This window comes from Alteromonas sp. 5E99-2, from assembly GCF_017368475.1.
Taxonomy (GTDB): domain Bacteria; phylum Pseudomonadota; class Gammaproteobacteria; order Enterobacterales; family Alteromonadaceae; genus Alteromonas_F.
In genome coordinates this window covers 24321-49531 of sequence record NZ_JAFNJE010000011.1, presented here as the reverse complement: position 1 = coordinate 49531, position 25211 = coordinate 24321, and the positions used below count along the sequence as shown (strand labels likewise).

21 protein-coding genes are annotated in these 25211 nt (G+C 39.9%); 9 read left to right on the top strand and 12 right to left on the bottom strand.

Going from position 1 to position 25211, the window contains the following annotated elements; genetic code table 11:
* Positions 1 to 51 precede the first annotated feature (51 nt).
* A complete protein-coding gene (locus J3L16_RS16435) occupies positions 52 to 1806 on the bottom strand; it encodes a PAS domain S-box protein (protein WP_207613205.1) in 1755 nt (584 codons plus the stop codon).
* Positions 1807 to 2110: 304 nt separating this feature from the next.
* On the opposite strand from J3L16_RS16435, the gene J3L16_RS11890 reads away from it, so the two are divergent.
* On the top strand, positions 2111 to 4411 hold the full coding sequence (locus J3L16_RS11890; RefSeq protein WP_207613204.1) for a chondroitinase-B domain-containing protein: 2301 nt from the start codon (positions 2111 to 2113) through the stop codon (positions 4409 to 4411).
* Between the two features lie 157 nt (positions 4412 to 4568).
* Here the strand turns inward: J3L16_RS11890 and J3L16_RS11885 are convergent, their stop codons facing one another.
* The 3 genes from J3L16_RS11885 to J3L16_RS11875 form a co-directional block, all read right to left on the bottom strand.
* Positions 4569 to 6146 (bottom strand): PepSY-associated TM helix domain-containing protein, encoded by a 1578-nt coding sequence (locus tag J3L16_RS11885; protein WP_207613203.1) that lies wholly within the window; start codon positions 6144 to 6146, stop codon positions 4569 to 4571.
* The gene (locus J3L16_RS11880) at positions 6143 to 6400 is read right to left on the bottom strand and encodes a hypothetical protein (RefSeq protein WP_207613202.1); all 258 of its coding nucleotides are present in this window, start codon (positions 6398 to 6400) and stop codon (positions 6143 to 6145) included. The genes J3L16_RS11885 and J3L16_RS11880 overlap by 4 nt, the downstream gene beginning before the upstream one ends.
* 446 nt (positions 6401 to 6846) lie before the next feature.
* A complete protein-coding gene (locus tag J3L16_RS11875) occupies positions 6847 to 7737 on the bottom strand; it encodes an ADP-ribosylglycohydrolase family protein (RefSeq protein ID WP_207613201.1) in 891 nt (296 codons plus the stop codon).
* Positions 7738 to 7912: 175 nt separating this feature from the next.
* On the opposite strand from J3L16_RS11875, the gene J3L16_RS11870 reads away from it, so the two are divergent.
* Complete coding sequence (locus J3L16_RS11870) at positions 7913 to 8554, top strand: MSMEG_1061 family FMN-dependent PPOX-type flavoprotein (RefSeq protein ID WP_207613200.1); 642 nt, start codon at positions 7913 to 7915, stop codon at positions 8552 to 8554.
* Positions 8555 to 8765: 211 nt separating this feature from the next.
* Here the strand turns inward: J3L16_RS11870 and J3L16_RS11865 are convergent, their stop codons facing one another.
* A complete protein-coding gene (locus tag J3L16_RS11865; protein WP_207613199.1) occupies positions 8766 to 9707 on the bottom strand; it encodes a hypothetical protein in 942 nt (313 codons plus the stop codon).
* A 274-nt stretch (positions 9708 to 9981) separates the two neighbouring features.
* A complete protein-coding gene (locus J3L16_RS11860; protein ID WP_207613198.1) occupies positions 9982 to 10278 on the bottom strand; it encodes a hypothetical protein in 297 nt (98 codons plus the stop codon).
* A 410-nt stretch (positions 10279 to 10688) separates the two neighbouring features.
* On the opposite strand from J3L16_RS11860, the gene J3L16_RS11855 reads away from it, so the two are divergent.
* Entirely contained in the window at positions 10689 to 11402 is a 714-nt protein-coding gene (locus J3L16_RS11855; RefSeq protein ID WP_207613197.1) for an autoinducer binding domain-containing protein, read from the top strand.
* A gap of 65 nt (positions 11403 to 11467) precedes the next feature.
* Here the strand turns inward: J3L16_RS11855 and yaaA are convergent, their stop codons facing one another.
* Positions 11468 to 12247 (bottom strand): peroxide stress protein YaaA, encoded by a 780-nt coding sequence (yaaA, locus tag J3L16_RS11850; RefSeq protein ID WP_207613196.1) that lies wholly within the window; start codon positions 12245 to 12247, stop codon positions 11468 to 11470.
* Positions 12248 to 12359: 112 nt separating this feature from the next.
* Between yaaA and tal the strand changes: the two genes are divergently transcribed.
* The 3 genes from tal to J3L16_RS11835 all read left to right on the top strand — a co-directional run bounded on the left by tal (position 12360) and on the right by J3L16_RS11835 (position 15368).
* On the top strand, positions 12360 to 13313 hold the full coding sequence (gene tal, locus J3L16_RS11845) for a transaldolase (protein WP_207613195.1): 954 nt from the start codon (positions 12360 to 12362) through the stop codon (positions 13311 to 13313).
* The gene (gene pgi / locus J3L16_RS11840; protein ID WP_207613293.1) at positions 13307 to 14953 is read left to right on the top strand and encodes a glucose-6-phosphate isomerase; all 1647 of its coding nucleotides are present in this window, start codon (positions 13307 to 13309) and stop codon (positions 14951 to 14953) included. Before tal ends, pgi begins: the two co-directional genes overlap by 7 nt.
* Before the next feature lie 238 nt (positions 14954 to 15191).
* Positions 15192 to 15368: a DUF3545 family protein gene (locus J3L16_RS11835; protein ID WP_207613194.1), complete on the top strand. Its 177-nt coding sequence runs from the start codon at positions 15192 to 15194 to the stop codon at positions 15366 to 15368.
* A 32-nt stretch (positions 15369 to 15400) separates the two neighbouring features.
* Here J3L16_RS11835 and ung read toward each other — a convergent pair whose 3' ends face one another.
* Genes ung through thrA form a run of 4 tightly spaced genes read right to left on the bottom strand, consistent with a single transcriptional unit; the run spans position 15401 to position 20793 of the window.
* Positions 15401 to 16066 carry a uracil-DNA glycosylase gene (ung, locus tag J3L16_RS11830; protein WP_207613193.1) on the bottom strand — a complete coding sequence of 222 codons (666 nt, stop codon included), beginning with the start codon at positions 16064 to 16066 and terminating at the stop codon, positions 15401 to 15403.
* A gap of 2 nt (positions 16067 to 16068) precedes the next feature.
* Positions 16069 to 17355, bottom strand: a complete 1287-nt coding sequence (gene thrC / locus J3L16_RS11825; protein ID WP_207613192.1) for a threonine synthase — start codon at positions 17353 to 17355, stop codon at positions 16069 to 16071.
* Positions 17356 to 17367: 12 nt separating this feature from the next.
* Positions 17368 to 18330 (bottom strand): homoserine kinase, encoded by a 963-nt coding sequence (gene thrB / locus J3L16_RS11820; RefSeq protein ID WP_207613191.1) that lies wholly within the window; start codon positions 18328 to 18330, stop codon positions 17368 to 17370.
* A gap of 3 nt (positions 18331 to 18333) precedes the next feature.
* On the bottom strand, positions 18334 to 20793 hold the full coding sequence (thrA, locus tag J3L16_RS11815) for a bifunctional aspartate kinase/homoserine dehydrogenase I (protein ID WP_207613190.1): 2460 nt from the start codon (positions 20791 to 20793) through the stop codon (positions 18334 to 18336).
* A 350-nt stretch (positions 20794 to 21143) separates the two neighbouring features.
* On the opposite strand from thrA, the gene J3L16_RS11810 reads away from it, so the two are divergent.
* The gene (locus J3L16_RS11810; RefSeq protein ID WP_207613189.1) at positions 21144 to 22034 is read left to right on the top strand and encodes a pyridoxal-phosphate dependent enzyme; all 891 of its coding nucleotides are present in this window, start codon (positions 21144 to 21146) and stop codon (positions 22032 to 22034) included.
* Between the two features lie 4 nt (positions 22035 to 22038).
* Here the strand turns inward: J3L16_RS11810 and rsmI are convergent, their stop codons facing one another.
* The gene (rsmI, locus tag J3L16_RS11805) at positions 22039 to 22890 is read right to left on the bottom strand and encodes a 16S rRNA (cytidine(1402)-2'-O)-methyltransferase (RefSeq protein WP_207613188.1); all 852 of its coding nucleotides are present in this window, start codon (positions 22888 to 22890) and stop codon (positions 22039 to 22041) included.
* Positions 22891 to 22994: 104 nt separating this feature from the next.
* Here rsmI and J3L16_RS11800 point away from each other — a divergent pair, with 104 nt between their 5' ends.
* Together J3L16_RS11800 and J3L16_RS11795 are read left to right on the top strand one after the other, a co-directional pair.
* On the top strand, positions 22995 to 24839 hold the full coding sequence (locus tag J3L16_RS11800) for a penicillin-binding protein activator (protein WP_207613187.1): 1845 nt from the start codon (positions 22995 to 22997) through the stop codon (positions 24837 to 24839).
* A gap of 3 nt (positions 24840 to 24842) precedes the next feature.
* Positions 24843 to 25193 carry a YraN family protein gene (locus tag J3L16_RS11795; protein WP_207613292.1) on the top strand — a complete coding sequence of 117 codons (351 nt, stop codon included), beginning with the start codon at positions 24843 to 24845 and terminating at the stop codon, positions 25191 to 25193.
* The last annotated feature ends 18 nt before the right edge of the window (positions 25194 to 25211 follow it).

The following is a 25211-nucleotide window of genomic DNA, read 5'->3' as shown; positions in this document are numbered from 1 at the left end:
TTAATCGGGTGCTAAGTATTGTTACCGAACACCCTATTAATTGGCTCAAGGTTAACCTTCAGAGCCGTTCATATAGGTAGAAAGCTGATCAACGTGTTGTTTAGTCTCATCAATCAAAGCGCCAATTTCTTTTGCTGATTCTGTGGTACTTTGTGCCAAATTCCTTACTTCATCAGCAACAACGGCAAAACCTCGCCCTGCTTCACCTGCTCGTGCAGATTCAATAGCTGCATTTAACGCAAGTAGGTTAGTTTGACTCGATATGCTATCGATAGTTTTGATGATGTTTCCTATTCTCTCCATTACTTGGCTCATTGCCGTATGGGTATTGGAAATCACTGCATTTCGTTCAGACACGTCAGAACCGTACATCAATATTTTCTCTAATCGCCCTTCAACATCCATTACTGGCGAAATCGATACAGATAACCTGACCGTTTTTTCGTCTTTGTCCTGTAAATTGATATCAGCATTCACTATTTCGCCAGATACAACCTGATTCCAACTTTCCGTTTGAACATTACTCTTCAAACTACCGATAAGTCTACTTAAATGCTCTACATCACCTACTTTTATCGCTTCTAACGCTAACGAGTTTGATGTCAGCAGTGTACCTGCGGCATCAAATTCCATCACTATATTAGTTTGACCGATGGCATCTAACCTAATGGCATTTTCTAATGCTTTTCCTTTAGTTTCATCAATATTAGCCTGAATAGATATGAAACGCTTTAATGTACCTTGCTCATCAAAAACTGGGTTAATCGCTAAACTAATCCAATAAGCATTACCATGGCAGTCATAATTTAAAATTTCACCTGTGTAAGGTATTCTTGCCTTCAGAGCTTCTCTAATCTCTGAAATTGTCTCTTGACTGGTACGTTCACCTTGCAAAATTGAACTTGGTTTTTTACCAAGAACTTCATTATCGGTGAAACCCGTTAGCTTTCTAAATCCTGAATTTACATATTCGATTAGTCCTTTAGGACAGGTAATAATAACGGAGTTATCGGTTTCATTCGCTACCAGAGACAATAGATTAAACCGACGCTCCTGCTCTACGTTCGACGTTACATCTGAGGCAAATTTCACCACTTTGAATACGTTACCATCACTGTCCAAAATTGGGTTATAGGTAGCTTCTATCCAAATTTCTTTCCCACCATTTCCTACACGCTTAAAACGACCACTTTTAAAACTTCCCCCAGCTAAATCTTGCCAAAATTGTTTATATTCAGCCGACTGAGCATGATGGCTTTCTACAAACATCGAATGGTGCTTACTTTGAATTTCGTGTAACGCATAACCCATAGCGCCAAGGAAATTGTTGTTTGCATTTAAGATGTTACCTTTTGTATCAAATTCAATTACCGCTTGGGATTTATGTATCGCCTGAATCTGACCTAACATATCAGCAGAGCTAACTTTTTGAGCGGTGATGTCAGAGGCAAATTTGATGACTTTAGCTACTTTTCCATTAGAGCCCAAGATAGGATTATACGTTGCTTGTAACCAAATTCGTTTCCCTTCTTTGGTTACTCGGCGAAATTCTCCTTGATTAAATCGCCCTGACTCCAGTCCTGACCAAAAAGACGCATATTCGCTAGTTTTTGCATCTATGGAATCGACAAACATACTGTGATGCTTACCTTTAATTTCTTCTAAAGAGTAACCAACAGTGTTTAAGAAATTATCGTTAGCTGTGAGTATTTTCCCTTGAGGAGTGAACTCGATAACCGCTTGGGAGCGGTCTAAAGCCTCTGTTATCGCGGCATTATCGTTACTTGTCTTTGAGAAATTAAACATCAGTACGCCTTAATCAAAATGGAAACGGTTTTTCAAAAATCTGAATTAAAAATCCGATATTAGTTTATCTATTAACCAATCACTTTAAGGTATAGGCAATAACAATAGATATTGCAAAAATAAAATTCACACATTAGCTACAATAATAAAACGCTTTTTCAAACTATCTGTACCTATTTTAGTCAATTTTTATTTTCACTCATTTAAGAAAAAACAAGGTTATAATAATGTTTGAAATTAACCTTCTAATAACACACAGCACTGATTTCGAGCTTTTGATAATCGCCATAAGGAATACAAAGAAATGTATAAACTACTGTTAGTCATAAGTACATTTTCGTTGCTGATAGTGAGTCAATTATCACTAGCAAAAGATAGGTTTGTTGGTGGTACTAACGAACTCAAAATCGCCATAAAAGACGCAAACGCAGGCGACAATATCATTCTGAAAAATGGAACCTATAAAGACATCCAAATTAAATTTTACGGACAAGGTACCAAAGACAAACCGATTACACTAAAAGCCGAAACGCCTGGCAGCGTGTTTATTGAAGGAAAGTCGAATTTACAAATCGGCGGTACTTACCTTATTGTTGACGGACTGCACTTCCGTAATGGTTACACGCCTACAAGACAAGTAATACGGTTCAAAATTGACGACGAGCGCATTGCTTTTCATTCGAAAGTCACCAACAGCGTAATTGAAGAATTCACCCAGCTCGACCGTGAGGTCACTGACCATTGGGTAGAATTTTGGGGTCAACACAATGAATTAAGCCACAGTTATATTGCCGGAAAATCTAATTTTGGACCTACAATTATGGTGCAATTGAAGGGCAATCAACACGTCAACAACTATCATCAAATAGTAAACAATCACTTCGGCCCAAGACCAAGAAAAGGAGGGCCTCATGGAGAAACCATGCAAATTGGTGACAGCAGCACGTCTATCACGCCTTCTTTTACCAATGTTGAAAATAACTTTTTCGACCGCTGTAACGGCGAAGTAGAAATCATTTCAAGTAAATCAAATTACAATCAGTTTAAAAACAATATCTTCTTTAAAAGCGAAGGTTCGTTGGTGTTGCGCCACGGTAATTATGCAACCATTGACGGCAATGTATTTATTGGCGATGGCGAGTCGGAGTTTTTTGGTGGTATCAGGGTTATCAATACAGGTCATTGGATCACCAATAACTATTTTTACAAACTAACTGGTAAGAAGTTCAGAGCCCCCATTGCTGTGATGAACGGTATTCCAAAATCGTCTCTTAATCGCTACAACCAAGTCACTGATGCTGTTATTGCATATAACTCTTGGATTGATTCACCCACACCATGGCACTTTAGTGTGGGATCGAATATTGACCAAAGCGGCGTGTTACCAAAATCAGAAATTCGTTCCGCAAGACCCATTAGAACCATTTTTGCCAATAACCTTATTTATAATACAGAGCCCGCAGAGTACCCGATTTACCACTATGACAAAGTAGACGGTGTAACATTTAAGAACAATATCTCAAATCACAGCAACAAAACAGATATAGCAAAAGATGGGATCACGACTCAAGCCGTGACTATGATAAATCACTCACACTATTTAAGTTATCCAGCTACAAGCAATAGTGATCTTTATCACGGCTTTGATTTTGATAAAATTACTACTGACCTATTCGGCAATTCCCGATTAGAAAACAATAATGTTGGCGCTATTGTTGGCGCAGGTAGTAATGATGTCCCACTCATTGACAAAACAAAATACGGAACACGTTGGTTTATTACTGAAAAAGCAGAAAAACAAGCCACTTCATTTAAAGTTAACACATCAAAAGACTTAGCAAACGCGATTAAAGACGCAAAATCTGGTGACGAAATCATCCTTGCATCAGCAACATACGTTGTAAAACAACCTCTTGCCATCAACAAAGAAGTTCATATTCGCTCTGCGGATAAAAATGATAAATCGACAATACACTTTAACAGCAAGCACACCGGATTTTCTCTGCAGCCCAAAGGGTATTTGTATTTAGATAATGTAATTCTAAAAGGAAACAACAAACAGAACGCCTTTACAACTTTAGATAAAAACATGTCAAAAGCCTACAATTTATCTATTCGAAATAGTGAGATTTATAACTTCATTAATGTACTTGAAGTTTCTAAAGGCTCTTTTTCAGACTCTATCCTTGTTATTGATTCTATAATTGAAAACACTAAAAATGGTTTTATTTTAAACAAAGAGACCAAAGACAAGGGTGACTATAATGTAGAGTTTCTAACTGTAAAAAATACTGAATTTGACCATATAGACGGTGTCATTTTGGACTACCACCGAGGTGGGTATGATGAATCAACCATTGGTGGCAATTTAGTATTTGAAAACAATACAGTCACTCATTCAGGTGGAGACCAAAAAGAGAAAATACTGATAAAAAACAGAGGTATTGTTAATGTTTCCCTAAAAAACAATACGTTCACCGACAACCCTGTGAAATTGATTGCCGTGTTATGGGGTGCTAAAGGACAAAAACCAGACAATAACACCATCACACAGTCTGGTGAAATCAAAGTTGTCGATAACTTAAAATTGAAGCTTGTTTACTAATAAACCTGTATCTTGTTGAAGGAATGGTGCAAGTGTTTGTTAGAATTGAGCGCCGTTTCTTAAACAGGATTCAGGTTGATAACTTTAACCAAGTTTGATTCAGTGCGTATTCAAAGGCTGGAAATGAAGCCATCTTCCAGCCTTTTTTAGAATTAAATTATGACACCGCTACCTTTGCGACGTTTGAATTATTCGTTTCAGAGGTCTTATCAATCAGTTTGTTTCCGATGAATACTAGTAATGTAGCCGAAAGTAGTAAACCTATATCAACGGCGAAAATATCCGTTATTCCTTGTGACCAAAGTATAAGGTTTTCATCACTAAACATTACCCAACCACATGCAACAGTTACAACACATAAGCACCCTGAAGCGCGCAAAAACCAACTTAGTAGTGTGATCTTACGAAATTTAAAGCACAGCATTACAGCACTTAAGACAAGAGTTATCACAAAACTACTTGCCATGTAATCAGCGCGATTTAGCAAGCTAATAGGCAAAACTCTTTCGACGAAAAATGCAACGGAAGTAGCCAACACAACGCCTCCCGCAGACCAAACCGTAAAACGTTTTACGAAGTCTAATGTTCTTGCAGATTGACCACGTTGCTTCTCTCGTTTTTTTATCCACAATAAGTTACCTGTCACAATAAGACCACACACCCCCATCCCCAAGATGAAATACAAAATACGAATATCAACACCTGCAAAGTCTGCAAAATGTAGCCTTGAAAACACACCTAAACCTTCTCTTAGTGCGTTGCCATGTTCAGCGTCATATTGTGTATAAACAGTGCTATCTTTAAGGTTGTAGCTGATATCATTAATATTAGTTAAGCTGTTTTTTTCTCTCACAAAGAAACGAGCAACAGCACTATCATCTGAGTAATTAAATAATTGTGTAAGGTAAGGATCCTGACCGTATTGCTCTGAAGTTTTAGCAAATAGTGTATCTAGTTCATGTGTACCTAGCGGCTTGCCTTGCCACTCAGGATTAACAACTTGAACGCCAGCATCGTGTAATAATGCTTCTTGATCGCCTTTGTATAACACGACAGCAAATGCGATTTGATAAATAATGACAAGGTTAAAAATGAGCCCGCTCATCGCGTACATAAGAGTAAAAGGAATACTCATAACACCAATAACATTATGCATGTCTAACAATTTACTTCGAGTTTGATTGTCGTGGCGGTATTTGAAGAAATTAGTAACCAATTTACGAGCGTGAATAAAAATACCTGAAATCACGGCGAAAAAGAGGAACAAAGTAACGAAGCCCACAATGTAAGTCCCAGTAGGGATATTTAATTCTGTGTGCAAATCGTATATAAAATCAGATAACTCAAAATTATCATGAGTTTCAAATTTGGCTCCGCTGTAAGGATCAACTAAAAAATTCACCCGCTGCGCCTTGCCTTCAACATCCAAAAGCTCAAAACTTACATCAAAATAAGGTAAATGTTTCTTAGGCGAATCAAGAGTAATACGCCCTTCGGGATCAATGTGCTCCACACCATCTTTGGCGATATCAATAACCTTACTTATTGGTAGTATTTTTTTATTTACCGTTACTACTTCAGATAAAGGATAATGAGGTTGCTGCGCCCATTGCTTTACTTCATCTCTAAACAACGAAATTGAACCGGCAAAAAACACCACAAAAAGCACACCTGATATACACAGGCCAAGCCAGCTATGAGCTTCTGTTAAACGTCTTATAAACCCTTTACTCATTTTGCCTCCAAAAGAAAAAAGGCATTAATGCTCACTGAAATAAGTAAAGTAAATCCATACTTTTTCCATGCTTGCTTACCTGAAGTACTACTATACCCCCACACCATAGCTGCCACCCATAATGGAAAAGAAATAAGCACACCAATTAAAAGCTTTACATCAAAAGGAACCGGCGCAAGGTAGTTTACATTTAGCATAATTGAAATAGACACTAAACAGCCACCAAAAACACTGGCAATAGTTTTAGAAATCATAAAGTAAAACCGAGAATGTGAATTGAAGAAAAGAAAACACAACCGCTAAGTAAGTATAAGGCCAGGCTAGGCTTTGTATGGCTTAATATAAAAACGGTACTAGGTAGCATAACCATCGCTTGAATAACGATAATAATAAAAGCAATCACACCAGAATAACTAGGTAACAGTACGTACCAACTTACACAGAAACACCCTACAGAAAAAAAATAGGTGAGGTTTTTGCGTAAACTATGTTTGAGTAACTTCTGGTTTGGACTTGAAAGATAAACCAGCAAGCAGCCAATCCATAGAACAACACTTGAAATTAACATACGCGACAAAATATAATACGACTTATTATCATTAATAATACTGTGATTTAGTCGTATTGGATAGTTTTATCTTTATTAAGCGAAAGAAAGTATTACCCCTCTTCCGCTTTCTTTATACATCAATGATCCAAATTAAAAATTAATGGGTACTCGTTTATCTTCCATACGTTCAATAAGGTGCTCAGGAACCCCAAAGACTAAACCGGCAATTGCCCCTAATGCCATAGAGCGTCCACAGCTATCACCACCACATAAAATATTGTTGCGAATAGCCGATTCAAAATCAGTTGAGTTATTCAGTATGTACCACACTACCGGCATGGCATGCTCGATATAGCACGCCAAACCAAAGCTCTTCGCTGTTTCACGCATATCATTGAAATCAGCTACAAGTGCATCTTGCATCAGTTTCCCCACAGGGCCTTCAGTGCTTTCAGCCGCCGTAGCTAATGCTTTAGATAAGCTTAAGCCGTCATTAATATCTTCAAGACACTGATATACGGCTTTAACCGACTCAATCACATCAGCGTTAATTGATATTACTTTCGCTGCCATTTCTGCAACATCCACGCCTTGTGAAGACGCGAAGATACCTGGAACAACACATAGCGCAGGCATTTGATTGTCGTCCATGCCAGAAGGCTCCGATATATCCCCTTCTTCAACAAGCATTTTAGCTAACAATACTTTTGTAGGTTTGTCAGCATAACCACAGTAATTCCCACAAGGACCAAATGACTCAAAAAAATCAATTCTATGTTGTTCAGTAGAGTAATCATTTTGTGCCGTCAATTGCCCAACTACCCGAGCGGACTCGCCATAGTGAGACAGTTCACCAGAGCGCTTTACGCCATGAGCAAAGTATCCACGCTTATCTTTATATGTCTGGGCATCAGGTTGGCGAAAAAGAACGTCGCCGGTTTTCGCTACTGCCGCGACTTGATCTTGGTCGTACATCCAATGAAGGCCCATGGCTGCGGCGTCGGCCACTAACGCCCCTATAAGTGCATCTTTACGGTTCATCTTAGTCTCCGTTTGGGCGTTTCATCTAGAATAACCCTTGGGTTAATAGAAAACTCTTTATTTCACTCTGGTCGGAAATTAGACAAGGCGAGAATGAAACAAAAAAATTCATTTTGTGCTAGGGTTTTATGTTAATTAGTTAACATTTCTAAATCCTAACAATGGTGGTCACGGCATGCAAGGGCTGAACATAGACGATAAATATATATTAAAAAATGAAGCTCAGTTAAGAGAGCAATTTGGTGAGACCACAGAAAGCATTTGGGCAAAAGCAGCAAGCTTTATTAGCGAACCCATGAAAGAGTTTATTGCTTTATCTCCGTTTTGTTGTATTTCTTCTTACGACAACACTGGGCGCACAGACATATCCCCTCGTGGCGATGCTCCGGGTTTTGTTACCGTAGCGGACTCAGGTGAGTTGCTTATTCCCGATAGACCGGGAAATAGGCGCTATGACACCATAAGAAATATAATGGAAACCCGTCATGTGTCGTTACTTTTCATGATCCCTGATATAGCCATTACTTTACGTGTAAACGGACACGCTCAAGTTACTTTCGACCCAGATATTCTTGCCCGTTTTTCAGTACAAGGTAGATTGCCACAAATGGCGTTAGTCATAACTGTACAAGAGGCTTACGGCCACTGTGCAAAAGCAATTTTGAGGGGCAAAGTATGGCAAGACGACTACAAAGTAGATACACAAGACGCTCCCACATTAGCTTCATTGATGTCTAGTCACTTAGATTTACAGAAAAAAGAAGTGGAAGCCATTGATAAAAACGTGATTAAAGATATTAAAGACAGTATGTATTAATATTCAAGACCATTACTATTTAGTTGGTGCAAGTGTTTGTGTGAAAGGACTAATTTTAATCTTAACACTCGACGCTGTTAGAATTGTGAAGTTCAAGGCATAAAAGTCATGTAATAGCTATTCTATTGTTGGTTTTTACAACGCAGTAATTCGCAATTCTAGCACTATTGAGCGTCCTTTCTTAAACAGGATTAAGGTTGACTTAATTAAATCAACTATCGCCTAAATACTGTCCTCTTGTCTTCTCAAGACTTTCAGCATAAATTTCAAACCAAGGTTGCCTTAACAAATCATCGGCATCAGTGATGTTGCCAAATGTTTGACTACTTTCAAGCTCTGTTTCAGCTAATTTCAACGCATCGAAAAGTAACCTAACTAAAGAGTTGTCTGTACTGAAATCCTCTGGAATTTCTCCATTTTCTCTAACTGAGTTCTCATACGAACGTTGTAAACTCGCTCGTTGAAACGCAAATTCAATAGAGCCAGCTTGCTCTTCTTTGCTAACCCCATCAAGAAATTCGATCCCTAATTTAAACTTTTGGGAAAAATTTCCAAACGTGGTAATGAACTTATCTTTTTCACTTGTTGGCCCACTATATAACCCCATTGCCAAACTCTGCTGTTGTCGCATCTTACTAAGCGCAACATCCTGCTCATTTTTTGTGAATAAACCGCCCTCATTACTAGCGACAGCGTATAAAGCCCTTCGGTCAAGTTCACCAATCAAAGAATTCCTGTCTATGGTTTTCGATGAATTAACGCTATACGGCTTGCCAATTTCTTCAAGTCGGTCATAATTTTTATCTAAACTGGCCCGAGCATCAATAGCGACTTGTTCGAAATTTTTACCTGCAGAGAAACTTTCTATTCCCGGTTCAGATACACCGCTAGCAATATTTTTTGCCGAAAAACCATCGTACGTAGGCATAAATTGCTCATAATATTGTGTAGAACTGCTGACAAGAGCACTGTTTGACGAAGCTTGTCCTGCACTAGAAATAGAAACGGTATCAATAGATTTATCAGATAAAACTTCGCCCGCACTTTGATCCTGAGTTTCGATATTATTATCGGAGCGATCTAAATCCTGATTAGACTTATTCGGCAGCGAATTATACAACGTACCTATTGGAATTTTCGCAAATGTAATCATAACGCACTCTCAAAATAAGGCGCTAAAATTTTTTGTTTACAATAGATTGATACATTAGCTGTACTAAAACCATTAATAGTCATTATTACTTCCTTATATAGCCGCTTATTTTTACTGATACTTAAATCGAGCAAACAGCATGCCGAAAATTCAGACCATTATTACAGTTTGCCTCGTACCGAATTAAATGGACACAAATGTTGAGACTAGGGTTTCCAGCGTAAAGTTAGTTTATAACAAACGCAAAACGAAAAAACCTGACACAAATAACAGGCTAATAATTCATATAACTACAATAAAAAATCGGATGTAGTGGTAAGACAACGCCTAAGACATTAAGGTCAACATAACACGCGACGAGAACATACCCATTAAGCCGCATCGGAGTCCCTAACCGATTACTCTGTATACCCATAGACCTTAACAAACGTTCAATTCCTACTGAAGAAACACTTACAATGGCTTTGGCTCCATATTTCTGCGCTATACAAAATGATTCTCTAAGCAATTCCTCAGTAACTTGCCCAGTTAACTGCCCACTTCCATCGCAATACTCGTCTTGAAGGTTCATACTTGTAAACCGAGAAAGTTCCCAGACATCTTCTGACTTCGGAGCGTCAAAACCATCTAATAATGAGGATTAGTTGTAAAGGTTTAAGGTGAAATATTGCTCCTGCTAAAAATAACAGGTTTAAAAAAGTGTTTGTTGTTAACACTAAATTATAACTTTCTCGTTTAGCGGTATATTGGATGGATGATAACGTTTATTTTAGCTCATCGAGTATGTATAAATTTGCAAATAGTAGACTATCCCATAAATAGATTCTTTGGTCTTACTCACACTTATCAACATCCCCCCTAATTGATATAAAACTTTTAATTCTCGAAATTTAAACTGGATTTCTTAGCTACATGGCCCGTAATTCTCTCATTAAATTTGACTAAAAAATTCAAATTAACATTATAAAGAACGGAAGTATTATGGATGTACATATCTCGGCTTTATTTTTTCAAATCATTCAAGAGCTATCCCATTCATCAAATGACATTGATTTATTCAAACATTTACGTTCAGCCACAGAATACTTAGAATTTAATTACTGGGCGTATGGAGTTCAATTAGCTCACCCTGTAAGCAAACCGACATTTATTTTGAAAAACAACTATCCAAAAGCTTGGCAATCAAAATACATTGATAGTAACTATATAAATATTGATCCAACTGTAAAGCATGGCTTAAATACATCGCTCCCTTTTGCTTGGACTCCTAAACAAACTGGAAAACAAAAAGCATTTTGGGAAGACGCCCAATCTTTTGGCCTACAATCTGGCTGGGCTCAATCAGCTAACCTTAAGCCCAATACAACAGGTATGCTAACCATATCTCGCAATGACAAATCAGCAATTTCACCTTTTCACTCTTGTCACCTATTGCTCTTAAGTAGCACCTTTCAGGCTGCCTATACCGAAATACAGCTTCCAAAAATCGATAAACACTGTGTAATAAAACTAACTCCCAGAGAAACTGAAATACTGAAATGGTGCTGTGACGGCAAAACCTCCGACGAAACAGCATTAATACTTAGTATCAGCAAGCGCACCGTAAATTTTCACATCGCAAATTTAATCACAAAGTTAGATGTCACAAACAAGGCTGCAGCCGCAGTAAAAGCAATACAGCTACATCTACTTTAAAGAGTATGAAATAGTACGTTAAGTCTAAGTTTATCCAGCCAATGTACTTCCTTTCTAATTACTCTTTACTGCCCGTTTTCATCTCTTAAAAAAACCGGCGCAGCAGCCGTACTAGATTGTTCATCGTAATAGTAACCCGCTTCGGTAAACCCTTTAATGTCTTCAGCTTGGGTTAGCCTATTTTGAATAATGTAACGCGCCATCAAGCCTCGAGCTTTTTTGGCATAAAAGCTAATCACTTTATAAGTGCCATTTTTACAGTCTTTAAAAACTGGCGTGATGATATTCCCTTTATAAACCTGTTTTTTAACCGCTTTAAAATATTCATTAGAAGCTAAATTGATCAGTGTTGTTGAACCACTTTCTTCAGCAGACACATTCAATGTTTCAGCAACTGTGTCCCCCCAATATTCGTACAGATTCTTGCCGCTATCCGTATCGAGTTTAGTGCCCATTTCTAATCGATAAGCCTGCATGAGATCCAGAGGACGTAATACACCATACAGCCCAGATAAAATGCGCAAATGCCCTTGTGCAAACTCAACGTCTTGTTCCGTTAACGTATAAGCGTCAAGCCCTGTGTAAACATCGCCATTAAAAATATACATGGCTTGACGGGCATTATCTTTATTAAAAGGGGTCGTAAAACTGTTAAAGCGTTCAGCATTTAATATGGCAAGCTTGTCACTAATCGACATCAAAGAGCTCAAATCAGCAGGAGACAAATCCTTGCAACGCTCTGCTAAGCGACTGGCTTTGTCGAGCAAAACGGGCTGAGAAAAGTTATCTGTAGGAATTTGGGTCTCTACATCCAAGTTTTTTGCTGGCGATACTACAATGATCATAAAGGCTTCCAGTGGTTTTTATTAGTAAGAGAGTATACCATCACAGTATCAAAACAGTTTAGACCAAATGGTTTGGCTGTATTTTTTTTTGAATTGAGTTAGAGAGTATTTTATGGCGCACCAATTAGACGCACTAAAACAAGTTACCACAGTCGTTGCCGATACTGGCGATATTGAAGCGATTAAAAAATATGAACCCGTAGATGCCACAACAAACCCTTCATTACTATTAAAAGCAGCAGCGTTACCTCAATACAAAAATCTTATCGAGCAGTCTATTGTTTGGGCGAAGCAACAATCAAACGACACTGCAACGCAAATTGAAGATGCCAGTGACATGTTAGCCGTATTGATTGGTAAAGAAATCAGTGCACTTATTCCTGGACGTATATCAACAGAAGTTGACGCAAGGCTTTCTTATAACACTCAAGCGACAATAGACAAAGCTCATAGACTAATACAGTTATACGCCGATGCGGGTATCGAAAAGTCTCGTATCCTAATCAAAATAGCCTCTACTTGGGAAGGAATTAAAGCCGCTGAAAAATTAGAACAAGAAGGCATTAATTGTAACCTCACTTTGTTGTTTAGTTTTGCTCAAGCAAGGGCCTGCGCTGAAGCAGGTGTGTATCTTATTTCTCCTTTCGTTGGACGTATTCTAGATTGGTACAAGGCGAAAACGGGTACTGAAAGCTACGCTTCCTTGGAAGATCCTGGTGTTATTTCAGTCACTAAAATTTACGATTACTACAAAACTCACGGGTATAGCACAGTTGTTATGGGTGCAAGTTTTAGAAATGTAGGCGAAATTCAAGCGTTAGCTGGGTGCGATAGACTTACAATCAGTCCGCAATTGCTAGAAGAGTTAGCCAACCTCAATGAGCCTTTAACCACGCAATTGGTGGACAATGGAGCACAAGAAGCCGCTCCAGCCCCACTCACTGAGACGGAATTTCGTTGGGATATGAATGAAGACGCTATGGCCACAGAGAAATTAGCAGAAGGCATACGCAACTTTGCTATCGACCAAGGCAAATTAGAAGTTCAACTAAAGGACTTATTATAATGCTTACCGATTTACCTATTTGGGAAACGTTAACCGCAAAAGCAAACGCAATTAAATCATCTCACATGCGCGACATGTTTGTAGCTGATCCCGAAAGAGCTCAGCGCTATAAGGTGTCTGCATCTGGCTTGAACATCGATTTTTCTAAAAACATTATCGATGATGAAGTGTTTGGCGCACTAACGTCTTTGTTTCAACAGTCAAACGTAGAAGAAAAGCGCAATGCAATGTTTCAAGGCGAGGTGATTAACACTACCGAAGGCCGAGCTGTGCTGCATACAGCATTGCGTAACAAAGGTGCAGATCCCATTTATGTAGATGGCAAAGATATTATGCCAGACGTTCGTGATACGTTAGCAAAAATGAAAGACTTTGTTGAAAGTATACATACTGGCAGTCATAAAGGTTACACAGGAAAACCCATTAAGCATATTGTTGCAATTGGCATTGGCGGCTCTTTTTTAGGGCCCAAAATTATGACTGAAGCACTTAAGCCCTATCAAACTGATGCCGTAAAAGTGCATTTCGTTGCCAATGTCGATGGCTGTCATATTCACGATGTACTCGATACCTTAGATCACGAAGAAACCCTTGTCGTGATGTCATCAAAATCGTTTTCTACTCAAGAAACACTGCAAAACACTTTAACTGCAAAAGACTGGTTTATTAAAAGTGGAGGAAATCAAAATGATGTTTCTTTGCATTTTATCGCCATATCTTCCAACGTTGAGGCCGCAGTAGAATTTGGTATCGATGCTGACAACATTTTCCCTATGTGGGATTGGGTTGGCGGGCGTTACTCACTATGGTCGGCTATCGGCCTACCCATAGCACTTGCGCTGGGCTTTGAGCATTTCGACGCCCTATTAGAAGGTGCATTTGAAATGGACACCCATTTCTTAAATGCTCCGGCAGACCAAAACCTCCCCATGATTTTGGCCGGCCTAGGAATATGGTACAGACACTTTTTTGATGCGCAATCTCAGGTGTTACTGCCTTATTACCATTATTTACGCGGCCTGCCAGCCTATGTTCAACAATTGGACATGGAAAGTAACGGCAAGCAAGTCGATATTACAGGGCAAAGAGTAGACTATCCAACGGGGCCAATAATTTGGGGAAGTGAAGGCACAAATGGGCAGCACAGCTTTCACCAATTGATCCACCAAGGTGCAGGTTGCATGCCTATCGACTTTATATTTCCGTTAACTGCGCAGAATACTAACCACCAACACCACGCTATGTTGGCATCAAATTGTTTCGGTCAAGCCCAAGCATTAATGCAAGGTAAGTCATTCGAAGAATGTTATAAAGACCTTGAAAATAAAGGACTTTCTGCATCTGAACAAAAAGAATTAGCGCAACATAAAACCATGCCGGGCAACAAACCCAGCACAACAATTACCTTCAATGCACTCACTCCTAAAATTTTGGGCGCACTAATTGCAATGTATGAGCATAAGGTATTTGTTCAAGGTGTTGTTTGGGGGCTTAACTCTTTCGACCAATGGGGCGTTGAGTTAGGTAAAGTACTAGGCAGTCGAGTATTAGATGGTTTGAATGGCGATACGCCACTTTCAACATTCGATACATCAACTTCCTCGTTAATAAAGCAATTTCAAGACGCAAACCCACTTTAAGGGCTGTGTTAGGCGCTAAGTTTCGTTAAATTAAGTTACTTAGCGTCTCAAAAATTGCTCAACCTCCACTCTCCTCGCTGTACCTTAGTCTTAGAATTGTCATTTACTTGTCACTATTTGTTAATAAAAAGTAAACCAATTCGTGTTATTTTCATTTTGTTGTGTTAAAAAGTAATAAGTAAATTGAAAATTCTCAATTTACTTCAACGAAGTAAGCGGTATCAACAAGGAGATCTACGTGGATAATTCCGATCTTTTTTCAACATTAGATATTGAAGCTCGCCCAGTCAAAACAAAAAGTAAAAAACGCAAATGGCGTGAAATCGAAGCGATAAAAGATCGCTTCGAGCTAAAAAAAGAATTAGCCGAATTCGATATGGACTACGAGTACGAACTCGAAGTCTCTGAACGATAAAAGAAAGGTCGCTTTGTTATAGGCGGCCTTTTTTAGTTTAGGCAGTTCCAATTTACTGGTGACTTACCTTGGTCAGCTAATAGTGCGTTGGTTTGGCTAAAATGTTTACAGCCAAAAAAGCCTCTGTATGCCGATAAAGGTGACGGGTGTGGCCCTTTGAGAATACAATGCGTATTGTTAGAAATACGCTTGGCTTTCTTCTGAGCATGAGCACCCCAAAGTAAAAAGACCGTTCCCTTAGTATGGTCATTTACTGCGTCAAGTATACTGTTGGTGAATTCCTCCCACCCTTTATTGGCGTGAGAGTTTGGTTGGCTGTCTTCTACTGTAAGCACAGTGTTTAACAATAAAACACCTTGTTTAGCCCACGGGGTTAAATCGCCGTGAACGGGTGTTTGAAAATCAACATCATCCTGTTCGAGTTCTTTAAACATATTTTTTAAAGAAGGAGGATGAGGAATGCCCTTACCCACAGAAAAGCTTAACCCTTGGGCTTGGTTTGGGCCGTGGTAGGGATCTTGACCCAAGATAACAACCTTCACCTTATCAAGGGGAGTGAGTGTTAACGCATTAAATACATCGTCATCTGGAGGGTATATTTTTTTACCAGCAGAGCGCTCCGAAGCAACAAAAGCCATTAAACTGTGATAATAGGCTTTTGACTTTTCTTGCTTAAGTGCGTCCTGCCAATTTGGCATTATTATTTTGCCAATCTTTCAAACATAGCGGCTTTCAACGCTTGATAATCGTTCGGTAAACTCTCATCAAGGCTCTTTTCCACAGAACACTTAACCAATGGCTCAGGCAGCGCAATAGGGTTGCCCAATACATTCTCAACTGTTTCTCTGAACTTAGCTGGATGAGCCGTGCCTAAAAACAGCCCCACTTCGCCGTCTTCAAGAGTATGCTCAAGGGCTTTGTAAGCAATTGCAGCATGAGGTTCACTGATATAGCCTTTGTTCGCCAGCTCTTTCATCGCAATCATTGTTGATTCTTCGTCAATAGCCACGCCATTTAACAAAGCTCCATCAATAATACCGCGCTCAATCATGGCTTCGATACGAGGCCAGTTGTTTGGACGACTAACGTCCATCGCGTTTGACATAGTAGCCACTGTGTCATTTGGCTCCCACTCACCAGTTTTAAGATAGCGGGGCACAGTGTCATTAGCATTAGTTGCAGCAACAAAGCGTTTAATGGGTAAACCCAGTGCTTTTGCTATCATACCTGCGGTTAAGTTACCAAAATTACCGCTAGGCACGGATAACACAACCTTATCACGGTCATTTTTGTCGATTTGTGAGAATGCTTCAAAGTAATAACACACTTGCGCAAGTAAACGACTTATATTGATAGAGTTCGCACTGTTTAAATGTAATCCATCTCGCACTTCTGCATCGTCAAATGCGGTTTTAACCATAGCCTGACATGCATCGAAATCACCATCAATCGCAAAGGTATGAATGTTGCCACCAAGAGTAGTAAATAACTTCTCTTGTAGCGGGCTAATTTTTCCTTCAGGGAACAAGATCACAACATTAATGTTATCAATTCCGTGGAAAGCATGAGCCACTGCCGCACCGGTATCGCCCGATGTTGCCGTTAAAATAGTGATAGGTGCGCCATCGCTAATATGCGATAACGTTTGCGCCATAAAACGGCCACCAAAATCTTTAAACGCTAAGGTTGGTCCATGAAAAAGCTCTAAGGTTTTTATATTCTCAGTCACTTGCTCTACAGGTGCTGGGAAGTTAAAAGCCTGATTAACTATATTTTCAATCTCAGTTGACGTTAATTCGTCTCCGATGATGTGCTTGAGAATCAATGCACTTCGCTCTTGCAAAGATAACGCTAAGCAAGCATCAATATCACTAAGAGGAGTAAATCCTTCAGGGAAAAATAGTCCCTGATTTTTTCCTAGCCCTTTTTTAACGGCTTGTTTAAAACTTACAATTTCTTGTGGGTCTTTTAAATTGACTAATTCCACTGTGCCTTCCTACTACGATTGATGGATTTCTATGCCATGCTCGGGAATACGACACACATGACTAAATCCAGTTTCATTTTTTACATAATGAGTACGCAACCACTGTGCTATCTCATTGGCGTTTTGTTCGTTGTCTGTTACTGCAAAAACCGTTGGACCTGACCCTGAAATACCAAAGGCCAAGGCGCCACTTTCTTTTGCCGCATCTCTAGCTTCCGCAAAGCCAGGAAGTAATTTTTGTCTATGGGGCTCTGCGATAACATCATGCATCATTTGAGCAGCCAAACTTGCGTCTTGTTGATGTAAGGCGTGTACAAACACACCTAACTGCTTACCAAAAACCAAGGCATCTTTAAGCGCTACTTCTTTTGGCAAAATTTCTCGCGCCGCCGATGTAGACACCGACAGTCCTGAATAACACACAGTCCAGTACCAATTTTTCATCAGAGGTAATGACAAAGAAACTGGAGACTCAACCCCAGTCATAAATGTCATGCCGCCTAAGTAACTTGGCGCTACGTTATCGTAGTGAATACTGCCACTGATTCTGCCTTCGCATTCGCCCATCATTAACAATAACGTATCTTGGTCAAAAGGGGAGTCAAAATGAGAATTTAACGCAGCAAACGCTGCAACAATAGAACTAGCACTTGAACCTAGGCCACTTCCAATGGGTAAATTTTTGGAAAGTGCCAATGCAAGTTTAGGTACAGTTTTACCTTGGGCTTGCATTTTTTCTCTAAAAAAATGTAAACACTGTAAAACAATATTTTTTTCTGGCTCTGGTGGTAACTTGTCAGCAAAACGCCCCGTTACACTCAGCGAATCCTCACTCGCATCAGATACAGTAACCGTATCGCCTAACTGCGTACCATCAACAGGTTTCAGTGCGGCGCCTAATAAATCAAAACCCAAACTAACGTTACCAATGCTCGCTGGCGCAAATGCTGTGGTTGATGAAGCTTGTTTAGACATAACTTACACCTGCTTCCATGGTTTCGTGCGCAATACATCAGAGAACACGCCAGCTGCAGTTACTGCTGCTCCCGCACCATAGCCTCGAATAACATAAGGTTTGGGTTGGTAATATTCACTGTGAATTGCCAATGCATTTTCACCATCTCTGATGGCTGCTAATGGATGCTCTGGCTCAACAGCTTCAATACTTACACTACAACGACTGCCTTCTATTTGACCAATATAACGCAGTACCTTGCCTTCGCTTTTCGCTTGAGCAACTCGTTTTGCAAACGCCTCATCACATTCGTGTAAACGGGCCATAAAGCTTTCTATATCATCATCGCCACCAAAGCCTTGAGGCAAAATAGGCTCAACTTCAATATCGTCAAGCTCTAACTCTAAGCCTGATTCTCTCGCTAAGATAAGGAGCTTTCTCGCAACATCAGTTCCACTCAAATCGTCCCTAGGATCTGGTTCTGTATAGCCGTTAGATTTAGCTGTAGATGTGGCTTCTGATAACGTCATACCATCTTCTAGCTTTCCAAATACGTAAGAAAGACTACCTGATAAAATACCGTCAAACTTATGCAAAACATCACCTGCAGATAATAGCTTTTGGAAGTTATCAATGACGGGTAAACCAGCACCAACAGTTGTCTCATACAAATATTGTCTATTGGTTTTCAATGCAGTTTGTTGAAGTGCACGGTAGTACTCTATGGTATCAGTGCTGGCTTTTTTGTTTGGAGTCACAACATGAAAACCTGCATTCATCATATCCACATACTGACTTGCCACTTTACCGCTACTAGTGCAATCAATCAGTACTGGATTCACCAAACTATTGTCGTTAACAAATTGCTGCAGTGCTGCCAGGCTTAACCCATCTTCAGATTGGGTTAATTCTGCTTTCCAATCGCTACTTAAATCAATACCTGAATTGTTTAATAGGAGCTGCTTGCTATTAGCGATACCGTACACTCTAAGTTGAATGTTTTTTGCTAATAACGACGATTGCTGGCGATGAAACTGTGATAACAATTCGTCGCCCACTGTTCCACAGCCCACCAAAAACACATCAATAGTATGACGGTCTGAAAAGAAGTTTTGATGAATTGCACGAACTGCTTTTTTCGCTTTATCAGCTTCAACCACAGTTGAGATTGAACGCTCACTAGAGCCTTGAGCTATAGCAACGTTATTCACTCTCGCTTGAGACAATGCGTTAAAGAAACGAGCAGCAAGACCATTAGTGTGCTTCATTCCGTCGCCTACCAAGGTCACTATAGCTAAACCTTTACGTATTTCTATTGGGTCGAGCAACTTGTTGGTGAGTTCGAGTACGAAGGCATCTTCTAACAAAGACTGCGCTTTTTCAGCATCTTTGCTGTGAATACAAAATGAAATGCTGTATTCCGACGAAGATTGAGTAATTAAAGTAATCGAAATGTTTGCATTCGAAATAACCTCGAATACACGGCTCGCCATGCCAACCATACCTTTCATTCCAGGTCCCGCAACATTAAACATAACCACGTCATCTAGCTGTGAAATTCCTTTCACACTTGTCCAAACGGTGCTGGCTTCTTGGCTAATAAGTGTACCTGGAGCAGCGGGATTCAAAGTATTTCTAATTAAGCATGGGATATGATGCTGGGCGATCGGCCCAATGGTTTTCGGGTGAAGCACTTTGGCACCAAAGTAAGACAATTCCATGGCTTCTTGATAAGTTAACTTATCCATCAATACCGCCCCTTCAACTTGATTGGGGTCGGCGTTATATACACCATCAACGTCTGTCCAAATTTCACAACAAGATGCATCGATACACGCCGCAAGAATAGCCGCTGAATAATCAGAACCGTTGCGTCCTAAGGTCACTTTTTCGCCGCTTTCATTAGCTGCAACAAATCCGGGCATGATCAACAGGGTTTTGCCTGATTTATCTACATCGCCAAACTGCGCTTTACTTAAACTCACGTCCGCGATGCTGTCAAGGTAATCCCCTTCAGCGATAACGTAATTAACAGGGTCAACAATGGCACACGAAACTCCTTTACTTTGCATTATGCCTTGTAAAAAGTTAACACTGACATATTCACCTACGCTTAAAATCGCAGCAGAAATAGCATCCGGCGAACAGCCCAGCAAAGTAAAGCCTTCTAATTGACGACTTAACCATAGTAACCGTTCAGTAATAAAGGTTTCTAATGTTGCATGAGGGTAACCTGTAAGCTTTTCGTTTAGCTCATCGTTAATACCTTGTAGTGTCATCCGCAACTTAGCCAACAATTCGCCATAGTCACTTTGACTCGCAGCTTGTTCGCAAAGTAAAGATAAGGCATTGGTCACACCTTTCGGTGCAGATAAAACAACTGCCGCCCCTTCAGCTTGATGGCAATCCAACGCAATATCAGTGACGCGTAAATAACGCGTTGCATCGGCAAGAGAACTGCCACCAAATTTCATCACCTTCATGTTTTACTCCCGTTGCTTCTCACTTTAGAGAAGTCCAAAAAAAAGCCCGCTTGTTTAGGGCGGGCTTTTGTGAATCTTTTTCTACTCACACTACCCGACGACCATCAGCATACGGATGGTAATAATCATTGTGTCGATAGTGCTTGTAATAGTTTTCATGTCGCCAATTTGCCGTATAGACGTCTATATGTCAACCTAGATCTGCTTTGTAAGTGAATTTATCCTAATAAAGTACAGTTTTTAACTAAAAATATTCTAATTTTCATAACCTATTAAAGACTATGGGTTTTAGATATACTCATTCTTTGTGTATTCGCTATGCTTAAAGACAACTTGTATATTGTTTTATTATGACCCCTATCCCACCTATTTTTAGTCAGATTACGTCTCCCATTGAGTCTTTTAGTTTACCTCACTGGCCTCAATGTGCTCCAAAGGTGTGGGTTAAGCGCGATGATCTTATTCACCCCTTCGTATCGGGTAACAAATGGCGAAAACTAAAATACGCCAATCTTCATCACCATAAAAAAATAGTCAGTATTGGCGGCGGTTATTCTAACCACCTGCATGCACTGGGTTATTTGTGCTCACAATTACAGCTACCTTTTACCGCACTGGTACGGGGACATTATGGCGCGACTCCAACGCCGATGTTAAATGATTTACAAAACTGGGGTTGCCACATTGAGTACATAGATAAAAAACTCTACGCAACACGAGACACAGAGCAATTCAAAACCTGGTTAGATGAACATCATATCGGAAGTCACTTTATTCCTGAAGGTGGCAGTACCGCGCAGGCCGTTAAAGGCGTTAGCGAACTTTGTGATGAAGTTCATACACAACTTTCTGCTTTACCCACTCATTTTATTACTCCCGTTGCCAGTGGCGCAACGCTAGCAGGTTTAGTCACAGGGATGGCCAGTACAACGCAAAGGGCAATAGGTATTGCCGTACTAAAAGGTAAAGGGTACCTAGAGCAGCAAGTGCAGCGTTTTTTACCAAAGGCTCAAGAAAACTGGCAAATACAACATGGTTACGTACACGGAGGCTATGCAAAAAAATCAGATGCGTTATCTGATTTTATCATTCAATTTAACCAGCACAGTACTATTCCTATAGAGCCTGTTTACAGTGGCAAACTCTTCTTTGCCGTAAATGAAATGATTATGAACAAGGAATTTAGCTCCACCGATAGACTGGTGCTATTACATACCGGTGGAATACAAGGAAGTCGTTAATTGGCTACTTTGACTCTAGTCCAATTTGATATAACTGATTTTTTTTCAACCCATAATGGGCAGCAACAATCCCCGCTGCTTTTTTTAATGGCAACTCTGTCTGTAACACGTTAAGCAACTGCAACGCTTCTGCTGGTAGCGCATTATCTTGTTTATCCGCAGGAGAAATTAAAATCACAAATTCGCCTTTCTGACGTAACGGGTCTGCATTTAACCACTCAATACAAGACGCAGCACTACCTAGCTGATAATGCTCAAAGGTTTTAGTTAGCTCTTTTACAATCGCGATTTTTCGATCATCACCTAAGGTTTCTTGTATTACCGCCAAAGTATTTAATATTCGTCTTGGCGCTTCATAAAAAACTTGGGTTTCAAATGCATCTAATAGCGCAGTAATTGCCGCTTTTTTTGCTTGTTCTTTGACAGGTAAAAAACCGCGAAAAGAAAAACTATCTGTAGGAAGACCCGCACCGCTTAAGGCAGTTATTAGCGCACTTGGTCCAGGTAATGCCGACACCAAAACACCTGCTTCACGACACGCATTAACAAGAGTATAACCAGGATCGCTGATCAATGGCGTACCTGCATCACTCACTAACGCGATGTTTTGTCCTTCTTGTAACTTTCCAATTAACATTGAAGCTCTACTGGCTTCGTTGTGTTCATGAACAGATAATAGCGGGGTCGATACCCCTAAATGCTGCATTAACACACCACTATGGCGCGTATCTTCTGCTGCAATTAAATCAACACTTTTAAGTGTATCGACAGCTCTTAATGTAATGTCTTTGAGATTCCCGATAGGAGTTGGCACAATGTACAGGGTGCCAGTTGTAGCATCTGCTGGTAAACTCATGGATGCTCCATGTATTGTAATACTGATTTTGAGAGTAAGTTTAACACGCTTATCTTAAAGACTTGATTGATTTTATTAAGATCTACGTAGGGATTATCACGTTAATGCGCCTCAATTACTTCATCTATTTGTTCGCTTTATCTGTTGTTGCAACATTATTGGTTTCAGGTTGTAGTAATCAACCTACCCAGCCACAAACGAATACAAACCAAGTAAAGCCTAAACGAATCGAACAAAAGCCAGTTTCTCGCTTGCCTTCAGTCGCGCAAGTTAAGCAGTTATTAGAAGAAACACCTTTAGACAATGAACAGTTACTCGCGTTTACCCGCCAATTTGTAATCGCTGAAGATTACGCTAACGCAAATGCACTCTTATATGCCATAGCTCCTAATCTTCCTATTGAATATCACAGTCAAGCAAAAACACTACTCGCGCTATCATCTAGTCAGCAAACCGGTATACCTGATGATTGGCTAGATGTAGAACTCGAATCAAATGAGCTAAACATCCGTAGAATTGAGAAATTAATACAGTCTCTGAATAACCACGGTAAAATTTGGCAATCACTTGCACTTTCAGCCTCTTTGAAAGAGCAAAGTGCTCAGGTACATCACCAAATTTTTAATCAACTATCTCCTTTATCAGATAAATCTCTGAATGAGCTCCATAATAAATATTCCTCCCTACGCCCTCACATTACGCTAGTAAAACTGACTAGGAATTGGGCTGAAGACAACCAAAAGTTAACGAATGCAGTTGTTCAATTCAAGCAGGTTTACAATGGTCATCCATTAGTGACACCACTGCCAAATGAATTAACCGAAGCGATGGAAACGATACCGAAAAAACTATCCGATGTATTGATTTTATTGCCTTTATCCGGCCGTTTTGAATCTACAGGAAGTGCGATAAAGCAAGGTATTTTAGCGGCGTACTATGACGAAAATTCTGATCTATCCCCTGAACTCAATTTTATCGATACTGCTTCAAGCTCAAAAGAAGAAATCTTAGAGCATGTTAATAAGGCTACTGCTGTTTTAGGTCCGCTGCTAAAAGAAAATGTAGATGCACTACTCCCGTTTTTCCCACCTAACACCAGTCACCTTGCACTTAACCGTTCGAATCAACTTGAGTACCAAAAAGCAGCAGCTCAATTACCAACCAAGCAAACATCATTTTTCGGTTTAGCGCCAGAGGACGAAGCAATACAACTGGCGCATCATGTACATCAGAGCGGATATAAGCACCCAATTGTTGTGGCATCTTCTGCTGGTACAACCAAGAGAATGTTGGACGCATTCAACGCTAGCTGGCAACAAACTCAGCAGGGTAGAGAAGAAAAAACACCTGTGGATGTAGTTTCGTTTGACGATATTGACAGCTTAGACGCTTCACTTTCCTCGGCTCTCGGCGTTGCACAAAGCGAAGCAAATGCTAAGCAAATAGATAGAATGACAAACAGAATATTATATGACCAAACTAGGAGTAGACAAGATATTGACGCCATAGTGGTATTTGCTAGTCCAGAAGAAATGGCCCTAATTAACCCCATGGTTGAAGCCAGCATAAGCCCTTTTAGACAGCAAGTTGTGCCAGTCTATGCAGCGTCTCGTTCAATTGGACTAAATCAAGGTAAAAATACCCGACGAGATCTAGAAAATGTCCGCTTTGTAGACGCCCCCTTACTCATAGAAAAAGACAAATGGGTAACCACTAACAATACCCTAAAACAATTGTGGCCAGATCAAACTGCTAGCTTTAATCGCTTATTTGCTTTCGGTTTCGATGCCTATTCATTATTGCCTAAATTACCTATTTTAATGAAACTTCCCGCTTATCAGTATTCCGGTATGTCGGGTTCACTACAGATGTCGGATAACAATGAGTTAATACGAACCTTACCCATGGCAAAAATAGATAACGATACAGTTAATTTAATTAAGGATTAAGCTCTGGCCTTTTCCTATAAGCAAGGTCAACAGGCAGAAAACCAAGCCGTCGATTTTTTACTTTCGAAAGGCCTGCGTATTGTTGAGCGAAACTTTAGGCGAAAAGTAGGTGAGCTAGACATTATTTGCAAAGAGAATGATGTCTGGGTCTGCGTTGAAGTGAAGTTTCGCCGCCACTCTGACCATGGTCACCCACTAGAAATTGTCGACCGGAAGAAATTAAATAGAATGATTGCTGCTTTCAATCTTTTTTTGATGGATAATGGAATGAATCCAGCTCATACACCCATTCGATTTGATATTGTAGCGATAAATAATGATGAACTCATATGGCTTAAAAATGTCACAGTCTAATAACCAAATCTCGGTATT

Coding starts and splice junctions, on each gene's coding strand:
- J3L16_RS11885 (WP_207613203.1), bottom strand. CDS start 6,146: ATGAGTAAAGGGTTTATAAGACGTTTAACAGAAGCTCATAGCTGGCTT.
- J3L16_RS11870 (WP_207613200.1), top strand. CDS start 7,913: ATGCAAGGGCTGAACATAGACGATAAATATATATTAAAAAATGAAGCT.
- J3L16_RS11855 (WP_207613197.1), top strand. CDS start 10,689: ATGGATGTACATATCTCGGCTTTATTTTTTCAAATCATTCAAGAGCTA.
- thrB (WP_207613191.1), bottom strand. CDS start 18,330: ATGTCTAAACAAGCTTCATCAACCACAGCATTTGCGCCAGCGAGCATT.
- J3L16_RS11860 (WP_207613198.1), bottom strand. CDS start 10,278: ATGAACCTTCAAGACGAGTATTGCGATGGAAGTGGGCAGTTAACTGGG.
- J3L16_RS11810 (WP_207613189.1), top strand. CDS start 21,144: ATGACCCCTATCCCACCTATTTTTAGTCAGATTACGTCTCCCATTGAG.
- J3L16_RS11875 (WP_207613201.1), bottom strand. CDS start 7,737: ATGAACCGTAAAGATGCACTTATAGGGGCGTTAGTGGCCGACGCCGCA.
- J3L16_RS11890 (WP_207613204.1), top strand. CDS start 2,111: ATGTATAAACTACTGTTAGTCATAAGTACATTTTCGTTGCTGATAGTG.
- J3L16_RS11865 (WP_207613199.1), bottom strand. CDS start 9,707: ATGATTACATTTGCGAAAATTCCAATAGGTACGTTGTATAATTCGCTG.
- yaaA (WP_207613196.1), bottom strand. CDS start 12,247: ATGATCATTGTAGTATCGCCAGCAAAAAACTTGGATGTAGAGACCCAA.
- rsmI (WP_207613188.1), bottom strand. CDS start 22,890: ATGAGTTTACCAGCAGATGCTACAACTGGCACCCTGTACATTGTGCCA.
- J3L16_RS11800 (WP_207613187.1), top strand. CDS start 22,995: ATGCGCCTCAATTACTTCATCTATTTGTTCGCTTTATCTGTTGTTGCA.
- tal (WP_207613195.1), top strand. CDS start 12,360: ATGGCGCACCAATTAGACGCACTAAAACAAGTTACCACAGTCGTTGCC.
- J3L16_RS11880 (WP_207613202.1), bottom strand. CDS start 6,400: ATGATTTCTAAAACTATTGCCAGTGTTTTTGGTGGCTGTTTAGTGTCT.
- thrA (WP_207613190.1), bottom strand. CDS start 20,793: ATGAAGGTGATGAAATTTGGTGGCAGTTCTCTTGCCGATGCAACGCGT.
- ung (WP_207613193.1), bottom strand. CDS start 16,066: ATGCCAAATTGGCAGGACGCACTTAAGCAAGAAAAGTCAAAAGCCTAT.
- J3L16_RS16435 (WP_207613205.1), bottom strand. CDS start 1,806: ATGTTTAATTTCTCAAAGACAAGTAACGATAATGCCGCGATAACAGAG.